The organism is Microcoleus sp. S36a_B3 (assembly GCF_036700745.1).
Classification (GTDB): Bacteria; Cyanobacteriota; Cyanobacteriia; order Cyanobacteriales; family Microcoleaceae; genus Microcoleus.
The window spans coordinates 50,262-71,445 of the sequence record NZ_JAUBPN010000011.1; the positions used below are offsets into that span (position 1 = coordinate 50,262).

Below are 21,184 nucleotides of genomic sequence, written 5' to 3' on the forward strand. Positions count from 1 at the left end.
AGGCTCTACCTCCTTTTTTCGCAACCGAGGCACTTCCTATGGACATCGGTTCCCAGACAGAGCAAGGGAACCAGTTAAACTGAGTCGATTTAGTGTACCGCTTGAGAGTGCAGCGCCGTCTCCACCGCCTGCAAAGCCCGATCGACTTCTGCAGCAGAGACAATCAGAGGCGGCACAAACCTCAGCACTTTCGGGCCAGCGGGAACCAACAACACACCAGCAGCGATCGCCGATTTAACAATATCAGCCGATGTAAGTTCGATGTCAGCCTGCAATTCCAGCCCCACAATCAAACCCCAGCCGCGCACCTCAGCAATCAAATGCGGATATTCGGCCGCCAACTTGTTGAGGCCTGCTTTCAACTGTTCCCCGCGCTGCTGCACGTTTTCCAGAATGTTTTCCCGTTCTAAAGTTTCGCACACGCACAAAGCGACAGCGCAAACAAAAGGATTTCCGCCAAAAGTGCTGGCGTGACTTCCCGGTTCAAATACATCGCAGAAAGATTTGCACAGCATCGCGCCGATCGGGATACCGCCGCCCAACCCCTTCGCCGACGTAAAGATATCCGGTTCAATCCCCAGGTTTTCGTAGCCCCAATATTTGCCGCTGCGCCCCATCCCGACTTGCACTTCATCAAGAATCAGCAAAATGCCTTTTTCGTCGCAAATTTCGCGAATCCGCTGGAAGTAGGCGATATCTCCGGGGCGAACTCCCCCTTCACCTTGCAGCGCTTCCAGCATAATTGCTGCTACTTGACGTTCGTCTTTGTCGAGTTCTGCGATCGCCAGTTCGATCGCACTAATATCGTTATAAGGCACATAGTGAAATCCCGGAACCAACGGACTAAAACCCTTCTGATATTTAGGCTGTCCCGTCGCCGTAATTGTCGCCAAAGTCCGCCCGTGGAAACTAGCAACGGCGGTAATGATCGTCGGATTCGAGATATTTAATTTTTCGTGGCCGTACTTGCGCGCCAGTTTAATAGCCGCTTCATTAGCTTCAGCGCCGGAGTTGCAAAAGAAAGCTCTGTCCGCGCAAGAATGGTCTACAAGCCACTTCGCCAGCTCGCCCTGTACGGGGATGTAATAAAGGTTAGAAACGTGGTGTAAGGTCTGTATTTGCTTCGTTACCGCTGCAATCATCGCCGGATGGGCGTGTCCCAGAGTGCAGGTAGCAATACCCGCCACAAAATCCAGATATTCGCGGCCCTCGGTATCCCAAACGCGACAGCCCTGGCCCCGTTCTAGGGCGATCGCAAAACGCCCGTAAGTAGTCATTACATAGCTGTCGAAGCTTTCAGAACTGAACAAACTCGCTTCGGCTTGGACGCTTGGTTCTTTTAGTAAGGTTTCAGGACTCACGAACGGCTCCTTAACAGATAATATCTAGACCTCGATTGTACGGCAAAAATCCAGCTTCGCGGTGCAGCCTGTTACTTTTGTCATAAAATCATAACAGTAAGTAACCGCGCCCAATTAATTACACAAAGACTCTTGACGCTGTAAGGCTTTCAGGATGTATGCAATTGTGATTAATTTTGCCGGATTATTTAACAGCAATCAATCCCTCACAAATCTACTGATGAGTTATTATATTTCTCCTAGCTTTCTCGATCGAGTTGCAGTACACATCACTAAAAACTTTTTAAATTTGCCGGGGATAAGAGTTCCCTTAATTTTGGGAATTCACGGCCGCAAAGGAGAAGGCAAAACTTTTCAAACCGAACTGGTTTTTCGGCGGATGGGCTTTGAACCCGTGATGATATCTGGTGGAGAATTAGAAAGTCCAGATGCGGGAGATCCGGCGCGTTTAATTCGCTTGCGTTACCGGGAAGCTGCGGAGCAAATTCGGGTGCGGGGCCAGATGTGCGCCATTTTTATTAACGATTTGGATGCCGGTGCTGGCAGGTTCGATACTACTACTCAATATACCGTCAATACTCAGATGGTCAATGCCACTCTGATGAATATTGCCGACAATCCAACTAACGTGCAGTTACCGGGAAGTTATGACAGCACGCCACTGCACCGAGTACCGATTATTGTCACCGGAAATGACTTTTCAACGCTCTACGCGCCGCTGATTCGCGACGGACGGATGGAAAAGTTTTATTGGGAACCCAGCCACGATGATAAAATTGGGATTGTCGGCGGAATTTTTGATTCGGACAAATTGTCAAAAACCGAAATTGTCGCTTTGGTAGATAATTTTCCCGATCAGTCGATCGACTTTTTTAGCGCTTTGCGATCGCGCATTTATGACGAACAAGTCAGCAAATTCATTCACCAAATAGGAATCGAGCGAGTTTCCAAACGTTTGGTAAATACTACAGAAGCACCGCCCGATTTCCACAACCCTGATTTCAGCCTCGCTCGTTTATTAGAAATGGGCGGTTTGATGGTGGGTCAACAAAAGCGGATTCAGGAAATGCGCTTAGTGGATGAATACAACCAATCGCGACTGTTCAACGTTCAAGGAACCGCCAATGTTCCTGCAGCCGCGCCAACGCAAAATCAATTAAGCGACCCTAATTCCAAATATTATAAAGCTTACGTAGAGCAAACTTCTGCCGTGAGTAACGGTCAAGGGCGGCTGAGTTCCGAGGTGTTGGAACAAGTGCGACAATTGTTAGCACAGGGCAGCAAAATCGGCATGGAATATGCAGACACTCGCCGATTTAAGACTGGTTCTTGGCATAGTTGCACGATAATTCAAAACGGAAAAGAAAAAGATGTAATTGCATCTTTAGAAACTTGTTTGGCGGAACACGGTGGCGAATACGTGCGGCTGATTGGTATCGATCCAAAAGTCAAGCGGCGGGTAGTTGAAACAATTATTCAACGGCCATAATAGGGCGCACAATACCCATTGCGAAAATTCTAATAACGATCGCCTTTGGGTCGTGCCGCACCAGTAATATCAAATCCTGTCTTCATCGGAATAGTAAATTCACTGTTGACTGTTGACTGTTGACTGTTAACTGTTGACTGTTGACTGTTGACTGTTAAGAGGGCGGGCCCGCACCATCCACTGCCCCTACTGACTGTTGACTGTTGACTGTTGACTGTTAACAATTATCCCTCGTTACCAGGCTCTGCCTGGTAATGTAGATTCGGAGGCTCTACCTCCTTCTATCTCGCAACTTACAGGAGACAGGACTTTAGGAAGTGCTTAAGTTATTAAGTTTTCGAGCCTAAACAGACAACACAGATAATATTACAAATTGCCTTGAAGCCCGATCGCAGTTACAATCGTCCACGCATCCACCAACAACAGCAACAGCGTGCATCCCAGCAAAATCAGATACATCCAAGGCTGCGACAAAGGGCGAACATCCCTAGTATCAATACCGGTTTTTGCTTCCACCAAACCGACTAATTTATTAAATCCAGCCACCCGCATCGGTAGCAGATAACCTTCACCCGCATGACTCAGAAAATAGTAAACCAAGCCTCCTTGACCGGTCGATCGAGGTTTGAGAGCCTTCACCTCAGTCCAAGGTAGCGACCAACCCCTGCGAAACACGCGCGGAAACCACTTCGGATAGGTAACTTCAATCCCCTCCTCACTGAGAATTACCCGTTCGCTGAGCACGCCGTAGAGGCCTGCTGCGCCGACAATAATTGCCGCCCAGAGTGCGATCGGAGGAATTGGTGCTTTCGTGACTTCCGACAAAAACGGTAAGGGAATTGTGAGGGCTGCGTACAAGCTCAACAGGGTGATTCTAATCAGGGGAGAAAGTCGGAATACTGCTGGCTCAAATGCTGGGGCGGAAGATGGAGAAAGTGCGGATTCTGCTGACATAACTGAAATGAAAGAAGCTATTTAATGCTATTGTTACACAGTTGTTAATTCCGCGAACCAAACTCAAGAAAATCTCAAATATCAGACAATATTTGCTGTTTTGAGTTGCGATTTAAAATTCATTTCAAAAATTGTTATTTTTAAGTGTTGAGTTTTTATTTACCGCTTTGCAGAAGTTGGAATCTTGAGTGCGGAGTTATCAATTAACTGACAATTTATAACTCAAAACTCACAACTTCCATTAATCGACGGCGGTTAGGGCGGGTACTGTCAAAGATTCTGAAATTTCTCTGGCTTTCGGGCGGCCGGGGGTTGCTGCGCGATCGCCCTGAACTTCCCCTCGCGATCTGCTAGGATTGACGTTTGAATAGGGGCCTTCGTTAATCTGCAAGCGATCGCAAGGAATGGTGTCCGATAAAATTGCACTCGCCATCATCCCGGTGTGAATTTCCAATGCTGCGGCGGACATCGCTTCAAACACCAAACGCTGTCCGGGAAAAACCACTCGTTCAAAATACCAGTTAGGAATGTTGGAGATGCGAGCAATCTGAATCAGACTGGTGGCGTTGACGTAGCAGCACAGAATCTTGCTGTCGGTGTCTGAGGGTAGTGGGTCAAGAATTTGAGCCATAACTGCTGAGGGAGCCTTACCTAAAAGTTTTAGTTATCTTCTCAGGCTAACACTAGGCGATCCCGCCTACTGTAAAGCCGACTACCAACTCCAACGATTTTAGATTTTAGATTTTAGATTGGGGAATGACTTACTGAATCTGGATTTGGATCTTGCCTGCAGTTGCATTTTTTGTCTTAAAGCGTGTCAATAACATACCAGAGACCGATCGCCCTAAAATTTCTATTTACCCAGAAAAATACCTAATTGTTGACTCTTATCGGCAATTTTCCGTCAAAATCCGCTGTATTTGCTTACATATTCGCTTGTTTCGGCTGCTGTCGCCGACCCACACTCGCAAACTCAGCCTTAGACCGATCGGCAAAATTTTCAAATATTTAATATTAAATTGCCAAAATTAGAGAGATTGTAAAGTTATATTAAAAGAATATAAACATAGATCGAAAAGTCGCAGTTTAGGATATAACAATCATGGAAAACCGAGTTCTGTACGTTCGCCTCCCTTGTAATCCGATTTTCCCGATCGGAGTAGTGTACCTTTCCGATAGCGTACACAAGATGTTTCCCGATGTTCAACAGCGCATTTTTGACCTAGGCGCAGTACCCCCGCTGGATTACGCTAAAGGTTTAGATGCGATCGTCGATGAGTTTCAACCAACGCTGTTAGTTTTCTCTTGGCGGGACATTCAAATTTACGCGCCCGTGGGCGGTAGGGGCGGGAATCCCTTACAAAATGCCTTCGAGTTTTACTACGCCAAAAATCCGCTGACAAAATTCCGGGGAGCACTCGGAGGATTGCGTTTGGCCGCGTCTTACTACACCGAACTGTGGCGCAATCTGGGACTGGTTAAGCGCGGATTGAAGCGGGCCCGGAAATACCGCCCGGAAGCCCGCGCAGTGGTCGGTGGCGGTGCTGTGAGCGTGTTTTACGAGCAGTTGGGGCGCAGCTTACCGGCGGGGACTGTGGTTTCGGTGGGGGAAGGTGAAGCTTTGCTGGAGAAGCTGATTAAAGGCGAAGATTTGGCGCAGGAAAGGTGTTATGTAGTAGGAGAAACTGTGCCGCGCGCGAGGCTAATTCACGAAAAGCCAGCCAACATCGAGAAAACCGCCTGCGATTATAACTACATCGAAACCATTTGGCCGGAATTTTCCTATTATTTACAGGATATGGACTTCTACCTCGGAGTCCAAACTAAGCGCGGCTGTCCCCACAATTGCTGTTACTGCATTTATACGGTGATTGAAGGAAAACAAGTGCGGATCAATCCGGCGGATGAGGTGGTGGCGGAGATGCAGCAATTGTACGATCGAGGTATCCGCAATTTCTGGTTTACCGACGCTCAATTTATCCCGGCGCGCAAATTCATCGACGATGCGATCGAATTATTGCAAAAAATCATCCTCTCCGGTATGACAGACATCCACTGGGCTGCTTACATCCGTGCGGACAATCTCACACCCGAATTGTGCGATTTGATGGTAAAAACGGGCATGAACTACTTTGAAATCGGCATCACCAGTGGTTCCCAAGAATTGGTTAGGAAAATGCGAATGGGCTACAACTTGCGAGTAGTTTTGGAAAATTGCCGCGATTTAAAAGCAGCCGGTTACAACGATGTAGTTTCCGTCAATTACTCATTTAACGTGATTGACGAAACCTTTGAAACCATCCGACAAACAATTGCCTATCACCGAGAATTAGAGCGCATTTTCGGAGTCGATAAAGTAGAACCAGCGATTTTCTTTATCGGGTTGCAGCCGCACACAATTTTAGAAGAATACGCCTTTAAAAAGGATATTCTCAAACCGGATTATGACCCGATGAGTTTGATGCCTTGGACAGCCCGCAAATTGCTGTGGAATCCCGAACCTTTGGGTTCATTTTTCGGGCAAGTTTGTTTAGAAGCTTGGCAGCGAAATTCCAATGATTTCGGCCGTGAAGTGATGGCAATTCTGGAGGAAAAACTCGGCTGTGCGGAGTTGGAAGAAGCTTTGACTGCGCCAGTGGAAGTCAAAGACAAACAGTTAGCAGCAGTTAACTAACTATAGCAATCCTAAGTGATTTACTCGTTCTACTCGTTACCAGGCTCTGCCTGGTAACGCAGATCCGGAGGCTCTGCCTCCATTTTCGCAGGAGGCTCTTCAAAAGTGACATCGATTCCTAGGCTCTTAGTCTCTCAACCAGTTATTGAAAATGATTTAGGATTGCTATACCAGGTTCGCAGTCAGGAAAACCGTCCTTTAAAAAAAGGGGAAATGGGAGGAAAGATGTCTCTTCTGTTTCCCTATTTATTATTCAATAAATAGGTAAGGATCGAAAAATTAATAACTTAAACACCTCCTACAGTCTTCTCTCCTGTAAGTTGTTAGAAAGAAGGAGGCAGAGCCTCCGGATCTGCATTACCAGGCAGAGCCTGGTAACGAGCAAAACGAGCAAACGAGCAAGTCTTAGCCCCCCCTTAATAAGGGGGGGTTGGGGGGGTAATATCTAGCGCTACTTTATGAAATTAGTGTAACAGAGTCAGTTCGCGATCGCATGGGGGCGAGAAACCCGGTTTCTACGAAAATAAAAAGTTTAGTAACGAGAAATATATGAAGAAACCGGGTTTCTGAGATTTGCGCGCACAAGTCATAAGATCGTAAAACTGTTATAAATGCCAGCGCTTGTTTCCCTTCGATCGCATTGACATACTTTATGTATTTTCACTGATCTAGGGTTCGCAGTGTACACCTTACTTAAACCTAGGGTGTACCGTGTTTTCTGCAAACTCCACCTCTGACATTAAATATTATTAATATCAAACAAGTATCGCTTAAGATGTAATTATATAGTTAAAACTAGGAGTGACAAGATGTTTTATCAAGATAGAGTTAAGGGCATTAAAGAAGTAGGTCTAGTTATAGCTGGCCTTAGCGCGATTCCCTTCGGGATAGCTTCGCTTCACGGCATTTTGACTCCCCCAGCAGAAGCAACAGCACTAAATCAACCCGGATCTTCCAGTTTACCGCATTCTCGATCGTTCCAAATTGCTCAAGTTGAGGGATGTCCCAAGGCCGAAATGGTGCAATCTTTCGCAACGGCTAACTTTTCTATATACATTTGCAAAACCCAGGAAGGCGCTATTTTTTACCGAGGGCTCAGCAAAATAAATGGTAGCCAAATCAATGTCATGCAAGTAACTACAAGTGACGACGGCACTTATGAAGCGACTAACGGCAATATTATCTATTCGATCAATCCCGATCGCCTGCAAGTGCGGCAGAATGGTAAGCTAATCTTGACTGAAGCTGTCATCAAGTAACACGAACTGTTATTCAACGATCGGATAAATTTAGGGTGTATTTGATTCACTTAAAAAAATCAAGACAAGCAAAAACCTATTGATTCCTTAATAATCAAAGAGAATCAGTGGTAACGGTTATACAATTGACTAATTTTTGTTCAAATATCTCTCAATTAGGACGATCGCCACTATATCATCTACAGGCCGCGGCGGAGTCCGCATTCCCTGCGGAATCAAGCGAGAAAGTCCCGTAGGAGGGTACATTTCCCAGTAACGATCCTTCGCTTCTAAGCTGCTGAATCTCTCGTCAACCCGAACAATTTCGATCTCCGGCGACAAACTCTGCGTTAGTTTTTGTTTCCAACTCTTAGAAGTCGTTTGATCTCCGAGTACCAATAACTCAACGGGAAACTGTTCGCACAGAGATTGAATAGTAGATATGGCTGATTCTGACGGTACTACTTGATGGTAGCAGATGTTTCTGTCTCTACCCATGACGGCGATGCCGCACTTGTCTTTACCCGGATCGAAACCTAAAATCATATTTATTACTTCTATATTAATAAGTTGGTAGTTGCGCTGTTGTAGTCGAGGAAACCCAATCGCCAACCTATATCTAATCTGACACTTGCATTTTTGAATGTCTCAAAATCTTTTTGGGCGATCGCACTTATTTTGCTTGACTTTTTTGCAGGATTGACATATTATATCATCATGGGAATCCGTGGGGTCATATAATGTCTAAAATCAGAAACCGGGTTTTTGCCACAATCTTTGCTTCCCCGTTTTAATTTATCGAAAAAACCCGGTTTCTTTCACCTCCGCGCAAAAATCAGAAACCGGGTTTTTGCCACAATCTTTGCTTCCCCGTTTTAATTTATCGAAAAAACCCGGTTTCTTTCACCTCCGCGCACAAACCCGGTTTCTCTCACCCCTGTACAGGCGGTGCGTCGTTATGAGATTGTCGATGTGATTTGCAAATTGTAGATGGCGACGCACCCTACTATCTAAAGAGTAGAGAAGAGTCCTCACAGGGAAGACGGGGAGGAAGGGACAGCCAAAGCTACCGCAACACGAAAACCCCCGTCCCCGTGCCCGTGCGAGTTGCGCGGGATGCAGCAGCGGTAGGCCGCACGGCACTGGAGCGCACGGTAGTTCCACGAACCTCCATGCAGCACACGGTAACTATTTATTTCATTTTTCCAAAAACCTCCGTCAGTCCCTGCGTCGTCATCGTTAATTTGCCACTTATCGCTGCACCATTCGCCAACCTGACCGTGCATATCATAAAGTCCAAAGGCATTGGGAGGAAAACTCCCCACATCCATTGTTTGTTGGCGGTCATAATTAACTAAATCTTTGGTAATTGTCTCGCCAAAATAGAAAGATGTTGTAGTTCCAGCGCGACAAGCATATTGCCATTCAGATTTTGAAAGTAAGCGATAAATCTTGCCTGTTTTTTCAGAAAGTTTTTGGCAGAATGCTACAGCCTCATTCCACCTTACACTTTCTACAGGACGTTTTTCACCTTTAAAGCGCGATGGATTATTTCCCATCACTGCTTGCCACTGTGGTTGGGTGATGGGGTATCTTCCTGCATAAAAAGTCGGTACTATTACTTGAGGCGGCGGACTTTCGTTATCGTACCTAGCTGATTTTGGTGCTTGCCAACCCATCATAAATTTGCCGCCAGGAATGTAAACCATTTCTAGTACAACTCCATTACCTAAGTCTTCAGGGAAGTAATGAGCAAAAGACTTTCTGGGACTGTTTTCTTTTCCTTCAGCATCGACTGTGATGACATCAAATTCAAATGTAGGGAGATATTCGTGAAACTGAGGTTTAATCTTTAAGTCATCTCGATCTTTCAGGAGTGAATAGGCAGCAAATTTCACCTGCATTGATTCATCGTGCAATGCTTGAATTATCAAATCTAAACCTGCTTCTCCATATTTGAGCGCTTCGGAGAGGGCGGCGATTCTCACTTCGACAATGGGTGAAGTTAATCGGCTTTTAACGCCGGGAATCCCTCCGAGTACCGCAGCATTGAGAGGAATTGAACTTTGACCGCCAAGGACGGCATCGTATTCTCTGGGTTGATTTTGATTGTCTGACATTACACCGCACGCTCCTGCATTTTAACAGTTGACAGTTGGCAGTTGGCAGTTGGCAGTTGATGGTTGGCAGTTGGCAGTTGGCAGTTGATGGTTGATGGTTGAATAGTATGGGAATTGAACCATTTATGCTTGACCGGTATTGGCTCTATTTCTGAGGTTATTTATGTCGGCGCATGATGTGGCGATTGCTATATATATGGCGGCACAGATTGCCATGATTTAATGATATGTGAAGGGCGCGACAATGTCAAGCAAAATTGTAATTTTATTGCCCAAAATCTTGGGTGTAATTCGATAGGTCGATCGCACTTATTACTTAACTTTCACATCTGGGCCGGCCGGTGGTTGTTGTCCGGTGCGGAAAACAACGACTCCGTTTTCCAGAGCAACTAAATCTATTTTCAGCGGGCCGGCGATGTACGTGACATCTGCGGCGATCGCCCGAACCTCCAGCGATTTCTCGTACTGCTGCAATCGATCGATAAAACCACCTAAAGTTTCAATCCGATTGTCCGCAACTTGCACTCTGCCGCCGACAACTCCGATCAAGCGAGCGCGAAATTGACAAGCTTCGATCAATTGCAGCAACTGCACCCGCACCTGTTCGTTTGTCAAAGTCACCGGATCGACAGCAACCGCTGCAATCACATCTCCGGCGCGGAATACAACTCGATTGATTTCGGCTTCGGCAAATACCTTAATTACCTTTTCTTCTCGCAGATAATTAGCGCCGGCGACGATTCGCACCACGTAGTCTTTACCGTCTTTAATCTGACTGATTAATTGATCGATTTCTGCTGTAGTAATTTGAATAATCTGTTTGCGAACCTTGGCATTTTCCGGCTGCATCAGTTCGACGGTGGTTTTATTTGCTTCTTGCAACAGTCGATCGATCGCCCGACTCGCCTTATCCGGTTCCAAGATGCGAACAACGCCAGCAGCTAAAATTTGACCGCGCCTGATCGCAACTGTACCCTCGCGGATGGCCTGAAAGTCCCGTTCCAAAACTTGCACTTGCTGCTGCAATAAAGTTTGTTGCTGTTCGAGTTTAGTTTGTTGCTGTGCGAGGGTTTCTAAAAGAGCTTCCCTCTCGGCAATTACTTTGTCCCTCTCGACAATTATGCGATCGCGATCGGCGAGATTTTGCACCCGCTGGGCAATTTCCTTGTCCCGCTGGGAAATTAGTTCGTTGCGATTGACAATTTCTGCGTCTCGCTTGGCAACTTCTTCCTGCCGCTGGGCAATTTCTGCGTCTCGCTTGGCAATTTCTCGATCGCGCTGGGCAATTTGAACTTTCACCTGCTCTCGCTGCTCGATCAACTGTTGGCGTTCCGCTTGCAGTTGGGCGATTTCCGAGCTCAAAGCTGTTTTTTGATCGGAAACTGTTTTCAATTGGTTCTCAGTGCGATCGAGCTGAGCTCTTGTAGTCGATCGGGCAGTTTCCACCAGTTTCAACTGTTCTTCGGTGCGGGATTTAGCAGCTTCCACGCTAGCAAGCTGTTCTTCCGTGTCCGATTTAGCTGCTTCTACCTGACTTAACTGCTCTTGGGTTTTAGACTTGGCTGCTTGCACGCTGTTGAGCTGGGCCCGGAGCGAGTTTAATTTTTTTTCTGTCCGAGCTTGCTCGGCATTAGCAGCTTGGAGCGATTGATTAATTTGCTCTAAATTGGCTTTAGCTTGCGCTTGAGCGGTTCTGGCTCCATTTAATTCAGTTTCAACTCGATTTTTTTCTTGAGTGGTTTCTTTGAGTTCTCTGCGGGCTTGGTTGAGCCTTTTTTGAATCTCGTCTATTTGAAAAACCCCGGTTCGCAGAGGCTTGCTGGTAGCAAACAAAATGGCCAAAGTAATTGCTGACAGGATGCTGCCGGCCATCACTGTCACCACAACAGCAGTGTCGCGGGGGCGAAGTTTGAACAAACTCAACCTTGCCTTGCCGACTTTCGTCCCGAGACGATCGCTGACAGTCGCGATCGTACCCCCCAACACTAAAATTACAAATACCAAGATGTATCCAGCAGTCATTCCGATTTTAAATTTAGGATGGTGGATTTTGGATTGAATCTAAAATCCAAAATCCAAAATCCTATACTTTCTCGGCATCAAGTGAATTGCTGGCTTAAGGCCACCGGGTTGTGGACAGTGATCTTTTTCTTGTGGATCGAGATCATGGTTTCTTGTCTGAGATCCCCCAGCAAACGAGTCACAGTTACCCGCGTCGAGCCGATCGCTTCGGCGATCGCCTGGTGGGACAGCTTCAAATCAATCGTAATCCCATCCGTACTGGGCACGCCAAAATCCCGGCACAGAATCAGCAAAAAGCTGACGAGTCTCGAACCCATATCTCGGTGTGCGAGGGTTTCGATCATCATCTCCGTTTGCAAAATCCGAGAAGAAAGTCCCCGCAGCAAAACCATAGGCAATTCTGCGTCTTCCTTGAGAGCTTTCTCGACTTGTTCGATCGGCAGCGAGATCAATTCTACCGGCGTAAACGCTACCGCGTGGTAAAATCTGTCCGAGCGGTGTCCCGTAATCAGAGACAGCACGCCGAACACGCTGTTTTCCCGCAGGAGCGCCACAGTAATTTCTTCGCCTGCTTCATACACCCTAGAGAGCTTCACAGCGCCTCTAAGCAGAACGTAGACGCGCTCAGCCGGGTCTCCAGGGAAAAAAATTGTCTTGCCCCGTTCAAAGTTTTCCACAATGGGTGGAAACGCCCCGCCGCTGATTTGGCGGAACACGGCTGCTAGCGGTCTATCATGTGTCACGACTAGATCCTTTGTACTAATCAATAGTTTGTAAATTGTCGATTAAGCTTATTGAGTAAATATACTGACCAACCTCCAATGTCCAGGGATTCTGTTACAGCCATCTAATGTTAAGTTAAACACACGCTGTATGATATTAAATCTAGCCATTCTCTTAACTTTTTCAATTCCGCCCATTTAGATCCACAACCAAATTAATCTCAATTGTGTCTCAATTGTCTGTCCATCAGTTAAATCTGAATCAGTTGTGTCTAAACTGGCGGAGTTGTCGGATATAGCCCACGAGAACGGTGCAAGTTGCTTCGAGAAGAAATACAGATGATAGATTTGACCGGAAAAAATGCTCTTGTTACGGGCATTGCCAACAATCGCTCGATCGCCTGGGGCATCGCCCAGCAGCTCCACAAAGCAGGGGCCAACCTCGGCATCACTTTTTTGAAGGATGAAAAAGGCAAGCACGAGCGCAAAGTCGCCGAACTTGTCGAACCGCTCAATCCCAGCCTGTATTTGCCCTGCAATGTCCAAAACGAGAGCGAAATCGAGTCTACTTTTCAAACCATCGCCGACAAATGGGGCAAGTTAGATATCCTGGTTCACTGCTTAGCCTTTGCCGGCAAGGACGAACTTTCAGGAGATTTCACCAACACCTCCCGCCAAGGCTTCTCCAATGCTTTGGATATTAGCGCTTACTCGCTGGTGCGGCTTTGTGCTGCGGCTAAACCGCTGATGGCGGAGGGCGGCAGCATTATCACGCTGAGTTATTTGGGCGGCGTGCGGGTAGTTCCTAATTATAATGTGATGGGCATTGCTAAGGCAGCTCTGGAGATGAATGTTCGCTATCTGGCGGCGGAACTCGGCCCGTTAAATATTCGGGTAAATGCGATTTCTTCGGGCCCGATTCGCACTCTGGCTTCGTCAGCAGTTGGCGGCATTCTGGACATGATCCACCACGTTGAGGAAGTGGCCCCGCTGCGGCGGACTGTGACTCAGCAGGAAGTGGGAAATGCTGCGGCTTTTCTGTGCAGCAATCTCTCTAGCGGGATTACGGGTCAAGTTTTATATGTCGATGCTGGTTACGAAATCATGGGAATGTAACAGCTTTTAAACAGTTGTCAGTTGACAGTTGTCAGTTGACAGTTGACAGTTGTCAGCGAAGTTTTTAGATAGTAAACAGTTGACAGCAAAATTTGCCAACAGTCAACTGTCAATAAGTAATTGGACAGAATTAATTACACACTGATTTTTTGCTGATTCTTTACTAGACAAGCCTTGTAGCCCAGAGTTTTGTGTAATTAATTGTGTCTTACTACTTAACTGTCCGTTGTCTGCTACAAAAGTGCTAATCCCAAATTACTAATTATCAACAATAACTATGAATGACAAATTGGGAATTATGGAAATAATCGATCGCCCTCCAGTACCTCCTGCAAATTCGGTTCAACCAGCCAGGGCCGCGTTGGTGAAACGCACGACACTGGAAACGGATGTCACTGCTAGCCTGAATCTCGACGGTGTGGGAACTTGCAAGGCGTCTACGGGGATTCCGTTTTTAGACCATATGTTGCACCAAATTGCTTCTCACGGATTGATCGATTTGGACGTGCAGGCGATCGGGGATTTGGAGATTGACGACCACCACACGAACGAAGATGTGGGAATTACCTTGGGCCAAGCCCTAGCAAAAGCTGTCGGGGATCGATCGGGCATTTCTCGCTTCGGACACTTCATCGCCCCTCTCGATGAAGCATTAATTGAAGTAGTCTTAGACTTTTCGGGACGGCCTCACCTAAGTTACAGCTTAGAAATTCCCAACCAGCGGATCGGCACCTACGACACCGAATTAGTGAGAGAGTTTTTTTCAGCGGTAGTGAACCACACTCAGATGACACTGCACATTCGACAGTTGCAGGGCGGAAATTCACATCACATTGTCGAAGCCGCGTTCAAAGCCTTTGCGCGAGCTCTGCGGATGGCGGTAGAAATCGACCCCCGGCGCGCCAGTCGGATTCCGAGTTCTAAAGGAGTTTTGTAGTTTCGGGTTTGTAGTAGCGCTTCTGGGCTACTGCAAACTTGTAAATCAAAATATATCTGCGATGTAGTTAAAAACACCTTGACTTCCCTCGCCGTACTTGCCGATAAATTGATCGATTAGTCGATCGCTACACCTTTCTATAGCATCAGCTATAGAACTTTGTGCTAAAACTTGACTAGCAGATTGACGCAAAACTTCAAACAAATTTACAGTAAAATCAGTATCTTCACTGACAAAATCCCACAGTTCTCGACCGATCAAAGTGCTCATTTCAGAATTCGGCAGAAGTTGCTTCAGCAGACCAAAAGTTACAGTCTTATTAGTTCTCTTGCCGTAAGCTATACCAATATAAGCGCGATCGCCTGCATTAATTTTTTCCTGAATTTTGTCAGCCCAATATACTATCTGGTCTTTATCCATATCATTCGGGCCGCTTTTGACCTGTATCCAGCATTTCTCACCATCACTGGTAGTTTTAATTGCATCCCATCCTGACTTACCGGGCGGACTTTCTGCACTTTCAGAACAAGATATCAATAGTTTTTCAATAAAAAACCCCATAGAAGTAACAATAGACCTAGTGGCTGCCATATAAACATTAAGTCTGACAACTTCTGCTGGAGTATCGAGATTTAACGCCCTAATTAAAAAAGGGTTGGGATGAATTTTTTCTAAAGTCAGATTTTCCACCATAGCTAACTGCCGCCTTGTAAAGTCCCGACAGATACTAGCTAGAAAATTTTCAGCTATAGTAAGTTGCAGAGAAAGCTTACCTGAAGATGTAAATGCTAAAATGCGTTCAATCTCATCAGGAGTAAATTTAAGAGCTCTTTTCCCAGAAATACTGCTGATACCGTTTCTAAGTGTTTCTGCTGTCAAACTCATGAATTCTTCTAAATCTGCAAAGTGACCAGCGAAAGATTGAGACTTTCTGCCAGGTAATCCCACTTCCTTTTCCAAGACAAATGTTAACAATTCATGAAGTTGATCTGACACTTTTATGTATCCTAAAATTAAATTCAAGTTTGAGTTATGCGAACAAGGAAAGTTGTTTAAATATTTCTCGCCCTTGTACTCGATCGCCTTTAATGACCTGGTAAAGATATTCACCGATCGCCTTTCCCAATAATACAGGAACCGCATTCCCAATCTGTCGGTATTTAGAAGTTGTTGAGCCATGAAAAACCCACTCATCGGGAAATGTCTGAATTCGCGCGCACTCTCTGACACTCAAAGGACGTAATTCATCAGGGTGGCACATATCAGTAGCCTTTTGATGGGGGCTTGTTGTGACAGTAGGCGATGGTTTCTCCCACGCTAACCGTCGATAAAAACCCACTTTACCACCTTCAGATTTATATGCCCCTCCCATTGCTGCTGCTTTTAATTCGCTGGGTAAATCCTTCCAGTTTTGACCAGCGGTTAACAAACGCAAATACTTGAGGCGACTTTCTGAGTAAGGGACAAATTCTGGCGGAGAATCTACTAAATCCTTTAATCCTTCTCTAAGTGTCAGCCATTTTGGTTTTTTACCAGTACCTTTTTGACTGTGAGTGGGCAGGGGCAAAGTAACTGGATCGTTACTTTTATAACCAATAAAAATAACTCTTTCTCTACATTGAGGAACGCCATAGTCAGCAGTATTGAGCAAATCATATACAACTTCATAACCAATTCGTTTCATCTCTGCCAAAATCACTTGTAAAGCTGCACCAGCAATCTCATCAGGTTCTAATTGCGGGCAACCTAAACCTCTGCGATCGTGAGGTCGATGTCGAATAGGAGCTGACAGTAACCCCTTAACATTTTCCATGATAAAAAAGCGGGGCTGAATTTCATCAACGATGCGTATGAAATCCATAAATAAGCTACCGCGCGGATCGCCAACAGACCCGCGTTTTCCGGCTGTACTGAAGGATTGGCACGGGGGGCCACCAGTTACTAAATCTACTTCATTAGAGCGCAGAGGTCTATCTAAACCTAAGATTTTTCCCCCTTCTTGCAATAGGGTTTCGGCGTTAATTTGGCAAATATCTCTCGGTACAGCACATGGTGATAAGTGAGGACGATTTAGAGAGATAGTTTTGGTAGCATCAGGTTCTATTTCTACTAAACTTACTGTTTGAAATCCTGCTTTTTCGAGTCCTAAATCTAAACCGTAGGCTCCAGCAAAGAGGCTAATAGTTATCGGTTTGTTGTCAATCAAAAGTTTTAGCCTCAAAACTAGGTATGGCTGGGATGAAAATTGTACTCTACTAAAATCCAAAAGCCAGAGCATCAAGCATATACTTACCCTTCTCCCGTCCGACTTCTTGATATATATCCAAAAGTTCTTCATAGGCAGTCTCTCCTCCTATGATATTCCAAAACTCCTGTCCCATAATTATAGCTTGATCGAAAGGCGTGTACTTCCTTGCCACTGACCATTTATAATCAGAACGATTTGGGCCGTAAGGATTGTAAGCCATAGCATAGTAAGATTGAGCATCAGGGCGATACTCTCCACACAGTAAATGAAACCTCAGCAGTCGTTGAATTACCTCCAAGCATTGTCCTTTGTTGGATTTTGACCCTTTAATTTCAAAGAAAAATTTTCTCCCGTCACGGGCAAGCACGTACAAATCTGCTTTGACCGATCGCCTAACTAAATGATTGTTTTTTTGAGCATCAAGAACAGCTTGGATCATTTCGTCAAAACTAGGTTTATTGGCATTTTTGTCTGCTGACTGCTCAAATAGCGCTATCTGACGCTCAATTTCATTGATAGCCTCAATGCTAACTTCGCCAGTAATTTCATAGCTTCTGTTTGCTTCTTGGTGATGTTCCAAAGCAAGGAGTTTTGCACATTCTTCATAAGTTGTGCCCAAGCTGCTGATGCAAAATCTCTCAAACTCGTTAATTCGCAGCAACTCTGACGGCATAATAGCAGCCTGAAACGGTTTCACTTGAGCTTTGGAGGACTCGCCTGATAAATATGCTGCTGGAATATCAAGTTTTGGTATTAGCCGTCCTCTGTATTCATTGACAAGATTTTCGATGAAAACTTCTAAGTATGCTTTGATGATGGCGCGTGTAATTGAGCTAATAGCTGACATTATTTTACTGCAAATATTCTGTTGACTAGACTTGTTGAAAAGTGTAATACCAAATCAAGCTTAAATATCCCCCTTATTTCTTAGTCCGCGGAGGCGGACTTTGTTTTTGTAGTTGCGGTTTCAACCGCCGAACCATCTATCGAGGGGGTAGCTCAATCTATCCAAACTTCGTCAAGAAACGGAAAGCATCCAATACGTGACTCGCGCAAACGTAGGGCGAAGTATTGTAAAAACCTTGCCACGCCGCCGCCTTATCTTCATCGTACCTGTCCGCTCTTTCCGAGTGTCTTCCCAGCCAATTAAGCCGCACCGCGTGACCCACTAATACATCTAAAACAATGTATTCTTCTACTTTCAATTCTGGGTTGCGCTGGGCGATCGCCGCCAACTCCATCAGCGCCTCAATATTGACTTGTCGGTATTCCGGCGCTACAATTTTGTTTAGCAAATGCTCGATTTGGAGCGCGAAATTCTTTTCGCCTGGGGTCATTTCCGCTAAAATAATATCGCTATCTAAGCGATTTCGACGCTCTAATTTATCGCCAATAATTAAGCCTTTGCAGTGCCGCAGCAATCCCCAAACACTCGGATAAAAATCCTTCGGTACGCGGTTGACTGCACCTTCCATTTGCCGCTTGCGCCGCCATCCACCCGCAGGCATTTTGGGTTCCTCAAACACGGACGCGACTACCCATTCAATATCTTTTTCCGGCTGTTTGACACGCAGTGATTCTTGCTGTTTGAGGATTTGATTCATTTCCTCATATTCTGCCAAGACTTGGCGCAGGCGATTTTTAATTTCAAAGGGACTTAGCTGCATTAAATATTCGTAAGCTTCATTTTGCGTAACTCGCAATTCGCGGGCTAATTCGCTAGTTAACAGCAAAATAAAGTAACTCACTCTCAGAGTTAGCAACCCTTTAAATAACTGCGGTTCGGCTTTAATTAGCAAGCCTAAGTAAATCAGAATTTCTTGAGTGAGAACTCGATCGCGAACGTCTTCTCCACAGAATTCGCGAATTTTGTCCATGATTTCTGTGTAAGAACCAGGCCGCGAAATCAGCGAATCTTCGCTGTAGGCTTTCCCGACAGCAATCTGTTTTTGCTTCACCAAAATGTCTGTTACCGCATCCGACAAGCTAATATCAACTTTGTCCAGCAATCCAGCAGCGTGACGGACAACGGCCCATTGAATTTTTGATTGCGAACTTTCTCCAGCTTTTGTATAAACTTCGTTGAGTAAATCCACAACTTCAACAGTTGCTTCCGCGCCGCCAAATCCTGTATCAAAGTTTAATCCTTTGAGGCGAATCAGCGTATGCAGCAACTCAATTTGTTCGTACAAATTCTCTGAGTTTTGCAGGCTGGTGAGCAATAATTGAGGATTAGTTTCGCACTCTAATTTAAATTCTTGGGTATGACCCAATGGCCAAGTTTTTTCGGGATTGTAACTCAGATAGGTGGGGGTTTCTACTGCACCTGTCACTGGAGATTCAGTGAATTCAAAATATTGCATGAAATCTATTCTCTCTGTGCCAGCAGTCAGCATTAACTGGTTAAGATTTCCGAGTTTGACAGGCGTATTTTCCGAGTTTCCGTCGCGGAGTTGCTTCATCAATTCCAGCAGTGCTTCGCGGCCGGTTTCGAGCATCGCGTGAGTCAGCATCAGCGTTACCGTGGGTCGTCCCAACTGATACCAGTGGCGGTGAATGTGAGCTATTTCGCTTTGAATTTTAGATACTAGAAAATGGTAGTCTAGAGTTAGGTAAAATTCTTCTCTGTCCAAGAATGAGGGAAGAAATACGATCGCCTCTCCGCGAATTTTGAACACCCGGGAAGTCGTCAAACTCCGCAAACGGCGCACGGGGCGGCCTGTTAAGCCTAGTGAATCGTTGCGTCCAATCTCCGCGTAAATAGCGGATAATTCTTTGGCTTGGCGGACTTGAATTGGTTCTACCTGTTTTGGAGTTTGCGCTGCAATACCGTTGGTGGCTAATTCTGCTTGCAAATCTTTGTCTTCAGCTAACAGGGCAATTTGCACTAAAGGTTCTCTGTGCCTGCCCACTGACAGGTGTCTTCCCAAGGGGTCAATATCGCCAACTGCGATTAATCCTTCGTTGAGTAATTGACCGAGAAAATACAAACTTTGCGCCCAAACTAGGGGAACATTTTCATTGGGTAGGCGCTGCTGGCTGCGGGGATTTAATTTTTCTGCTTCTATATTTTGGGCGGGGATGTAGTACAATTCTGGTAGAAGTGGCACACCAGCGCGATCGACTGTTAGAGATTCCAAACGCTGCTGGTACTCTTCGACTTGGGCTTGATTTCCCTCAAATATGCCGTCCAAGAACAAATAAGTAAAAAATAGCGGCCACTCGCATTCTATATGCTCGAACTGCTTTAATTCGGTCGGTTCGTAATGCAGGCGATCGACATCTTCCAAAACTGTTTGGTGTCCGTCCCGCAGAAACCGCTTGCAGCCGTAATTGCCTTGCAATTTGTCGATTATTTTATTTCTAGTTCGTTCTACTAATTCTTTATCTTCCACAGCAAAAGCCGGAAAACTAATCGCGCTCAATAAAGCTGCATCTACTTCTTTTGAACTAGATTCGCGAGGCAAAAGCGATTCCAAAGTTACGCGGCTTCTGGCAATTTCATCGGGCAAAACGTGAATCACTGATGTTTGAGAACCGTTAACTCCGAACAAATCCAATCCATTTATTGCTTCCAGCGCTGCTTTTGCCATGCCAACCGAACTAGCATTTAATTCTGCATTGCCGCGATTAACTTTATTGCCTCTTTCCCAAATTCCGTAATCGGGAGTGCGGTAAGCTCTACCAATGTAGTAGACTAAATTTTGCACGAAATTGACTTCATCGATTGTAAAAATTATATGCAATCCCGAAGCCGTCATTTGAGCAAGAATCAACAAAAATATAGATGTAGCATCTAACTGTAAATGTCCCCATTGGTCATCGCCAACAACAATACTACCAGTTTGAGTATTGTATTTAGCGTGTAGGGCATCTAGCGGCAACTGAGTATTTTTAAAACGTTCGACTTTGTTCGATTGCTGCATCATCGCAAACAGCAAGCCGCGCATCAATTTGACTGTGCTGTGTTCGAGTTCAAAGGTTCTACCGCGATCGCCGTCAATTTTGCGGTAAGCTAAACCCAAACCCCAAACTGCGAGAATGCTGTACACGTTATCCCGCACCCAAGCATCGGTATAGTCGCCGTGAGCGTTAACGGCGGTACTCGCCGGAAGCAAGCCAGTAATTGGGTTCTGGCGCTTGAGGATGACGTTTTTGATTTGCTGGTAGTAATGATCTAACTTCGTTTGTCGCTCTTTTGTTGCGATCGCCATTTCGTTTTCCTTGGTTTTCCTGATGCGAGTTCAATTGCGGTGAATAGACTTTTAAATATATCAGAGATTCTATCACTGCTCCGATTCTG

General features: G+C 45.6%; 16 protein-coding genes. 5 read left to right on the top strand and 11 right to left on the bottom strand.

What is annotated here, in order from left to right:
• Positions 1-89: 89 nt before the first annotated feature.
• Positions 90-1,361, bottom strand: coding sequence for an aspartate aminotransferase family protein (locus tag QUA01_RS14070; RefSeq protein ID WP_333093068.1), 1,272 nt, complete (start codon positions 1,359-1,361; stop codon positions 90-92).
• 220 nt (positions 1,362-1,581) lie between these two features.
• On the opposite strand from QUA01_RS14070, the gene QUA01_RS14075 reads away from it, so the two are divergent.
• On the top strand, positions 1,582-2,850 hold the full coding sequence (locus QUA01_RS14075; protein ID WP_333093067.1) for a ribulose bisphosphate carboxylase small subunit: 1,269 nt from the start codon (positions 1,582-1,584) through the stop codon (positions 2,848-2,850).
• 366 nt (positions 2,851-3,216) lie between these two features.
• Here QUA01_RS14075 and QUA01_RS14080 read toward each other — a convergent pair whose 3' ends face one another.
• Together QUA01_RS14080 and QUA01_RS14085 are read right to left on the bottom strand one after the other, a co-directional pair.
• Positions 3,217-3,804, bottom strand: a complete 588-nt coding sequence (locus QUA01_RS14080; RefSeq protein WP_333093066.1) for a hypothetical protein — start codon at positions 3,802-3,804, stop codon at positions 3,217-3,219.
• 241 nt (positions 3,805-4,045) lie between these two features.
• Entirely contained in the window at positions 4,046-4,435 is a 390-nt protein-coding gene (locus QUA01_RS14085; RefSeq protein ID WP_333093065.1) for a DUF1830 domain-containing protein, read from the bottom strand.
• Positions 4,436-4,906: 471 nt separating this feature from the next.
• Between QUA01_RS14085 and QUA01_RS14090 the strand changes: the two genes are divergently transcribed.
• Both QUA01_RS14090 and QUA01_RS14095 read left to right on the top strand, forming a co-directional pair.
• Complete coding sequence (locus QUA01_RS14090) at positions 4,907-6,478, top strand: photosystem II high light acclimation radical SAM protein (protein WP_333093064.1); 1,572 nt, start codon at positions 4,907-4,909, stop codon at positions 6,476-6,478.
• 809 nt (positions 6,479-7,287) lie between these two features.
• Positions 7,288-7,737 (top strand): hypothetical protein, encoded by a 450-nt coding sequence (locus QUA01_RS14095; RefSeq protein WP_333093063.1) that lies wholly within the window; start codon positions 7,288-7,290, stop codon positions 7,735-7,737.
• Positions 7,738-7,866: 129 nt separating this feature from the next.
• Here QUA01_RS14095 and QUA01_RS14100 read toward each other — a convergent pair whose 3' ends face one another.
• The 4 genes from QUA01_RS14100 to ntcA all read right to left on the bottom strand — a co-directional run bounded on the left by QUA01_RS14100 (position 7,867) and on the right by ntcA (position 12,601).
• A complete protein-coding gene (locus QUA01_RS14100) occupies positions 7,867-8,262 on the bottom strand; it encodes a pre-16S rRNA-processing nuclease YqgF (protein ID WP_333093062.1) in 396 nt (131 codons plus the stop codon).
• A 485-nt stretch (positions 8,263-8,747) separates the two neighbouring features.
• Complete coding sequence (locus QUA01_RS14105; RefSeq protein WP_333093061.1) at positions 8,748-9,836, bottom strand: formylglycine-generating enzyme family protein; 1,089 nt, start codon at positions 9,834-9,836, stop codon at positions 8,748-8,750.
• Between the two features lie 312 nt (positions 9,837-10,148).
• A complete protein-coding gene (locus QUA01_RS14110) occupies positions 10,149-11,858 on the bottom strand; it encodes a DUF3084 domain-containing protein (RefSeq protein WP_333093060.1) in 1,710 nt (569 codons plus the stop codon).
• A 77-nt stretch (positions 11,859-11,935) separates the two neighbouring features.
• Positions 11,936-12,601: a global nitrogen regulator NtcA gene (gene ntcA / locus QUA01_RS14115; RefSeq protein ID WP_442921548.1), complete on the bottom strand. Its 666-nt coding sequence runs from the start codon at positions 12,599-12,601 to the stop codon at positions 11,936-11,938.
• 318 nt (positions 12,602-12,919) lie between these two features.
• Between ntcA and fabI the strand changes: the two genes are divergently transcribed.
• Positions 12,920-13,696, top strand: a complete 777-nt coding sequence (gene fabI / locus QUA01_RS14120) for an enoyl-ACP reductase FabI (protein WP_194068175.1) — start codon at positions 12,920-12,922, stop codon at positions 13,694-13,696.
• A 298-nt stretch (positions 13,697-13,994) separates the two neighbouring features.
• Positions 13,995-14,633 carry an imidazoleglycerol-phosphate dehydratase HisB gene (hisB, locus tag QUA01_RS14125; protein WP_442921550.1) on the top strand — a complete coding sequence of 213 codons (639 nt, stop codon included), beginning with the start codon at positions 13,995-13,997 and terminating at the stop codon, positions 14,631-14,633.
• A gap of 45 nt (positions 14,634-14,678) precedes the next feature.
• Here hisB and QUA01_RS14130 read toward each other — a convergent pair whose 3' ends face one another.
• The 4 genes from QUA01_RS14130 to QUA01_RS14145 form a co-directional block, all read right to left on the bottom strand.
• Complete coding sequence (locus QUA01_RS14130; protein ID WP_333093058.1) at positions 14,679-15,656, bottom strand: PmeII family type II restriction endonuclease; 978 nt, start codon at positions 15,654-15,656, stop codon at positions 14,679-14,681.
• A 7-nt stretch (positions 15,657-15,663) separates the two neighbouring features.
• Positions 15,664-16,839, bottom strand: coding sequence for a DNA cytosine methyltransferase (locus tag QUA01_RS14135; RefSeq protein WP_333093057.1), 1,176 nt, complete (start codon positions 16,837-16,839; stop codon positions 15,664-15,666).
• A gap of 49 nt (positions 16,840-16,888) precedes the next feature.
• Positions 16,889-17,728: a TdeIII family type II restriction endonuclease gene (locus tag QUA01_RS14140; RefSeq protein ID WP_333093056.1), complete on the bottom strand. Its 840-nt coding sequence runs from the start codon at positions 17,726-17,728 to the stop codon at positions 16,889-16,891.
• A 157-nt stretch (positions 17,729-17,885) separates the two neighbouring features.
• Positions 17,886-21,095, bottom strand: a complete 3,210-nt coding sequence (locus tag QUA01_RS14145; RefSeq protein ID WP_333093055.1) for a glycoside hydrolase family 15 protein — start codon at positions 21,093-21,095, stop codon at positions 17,886-17,888.
• Between the last annotated feature and the right edge of the window lie 89 nt (positions 21,096-21,184).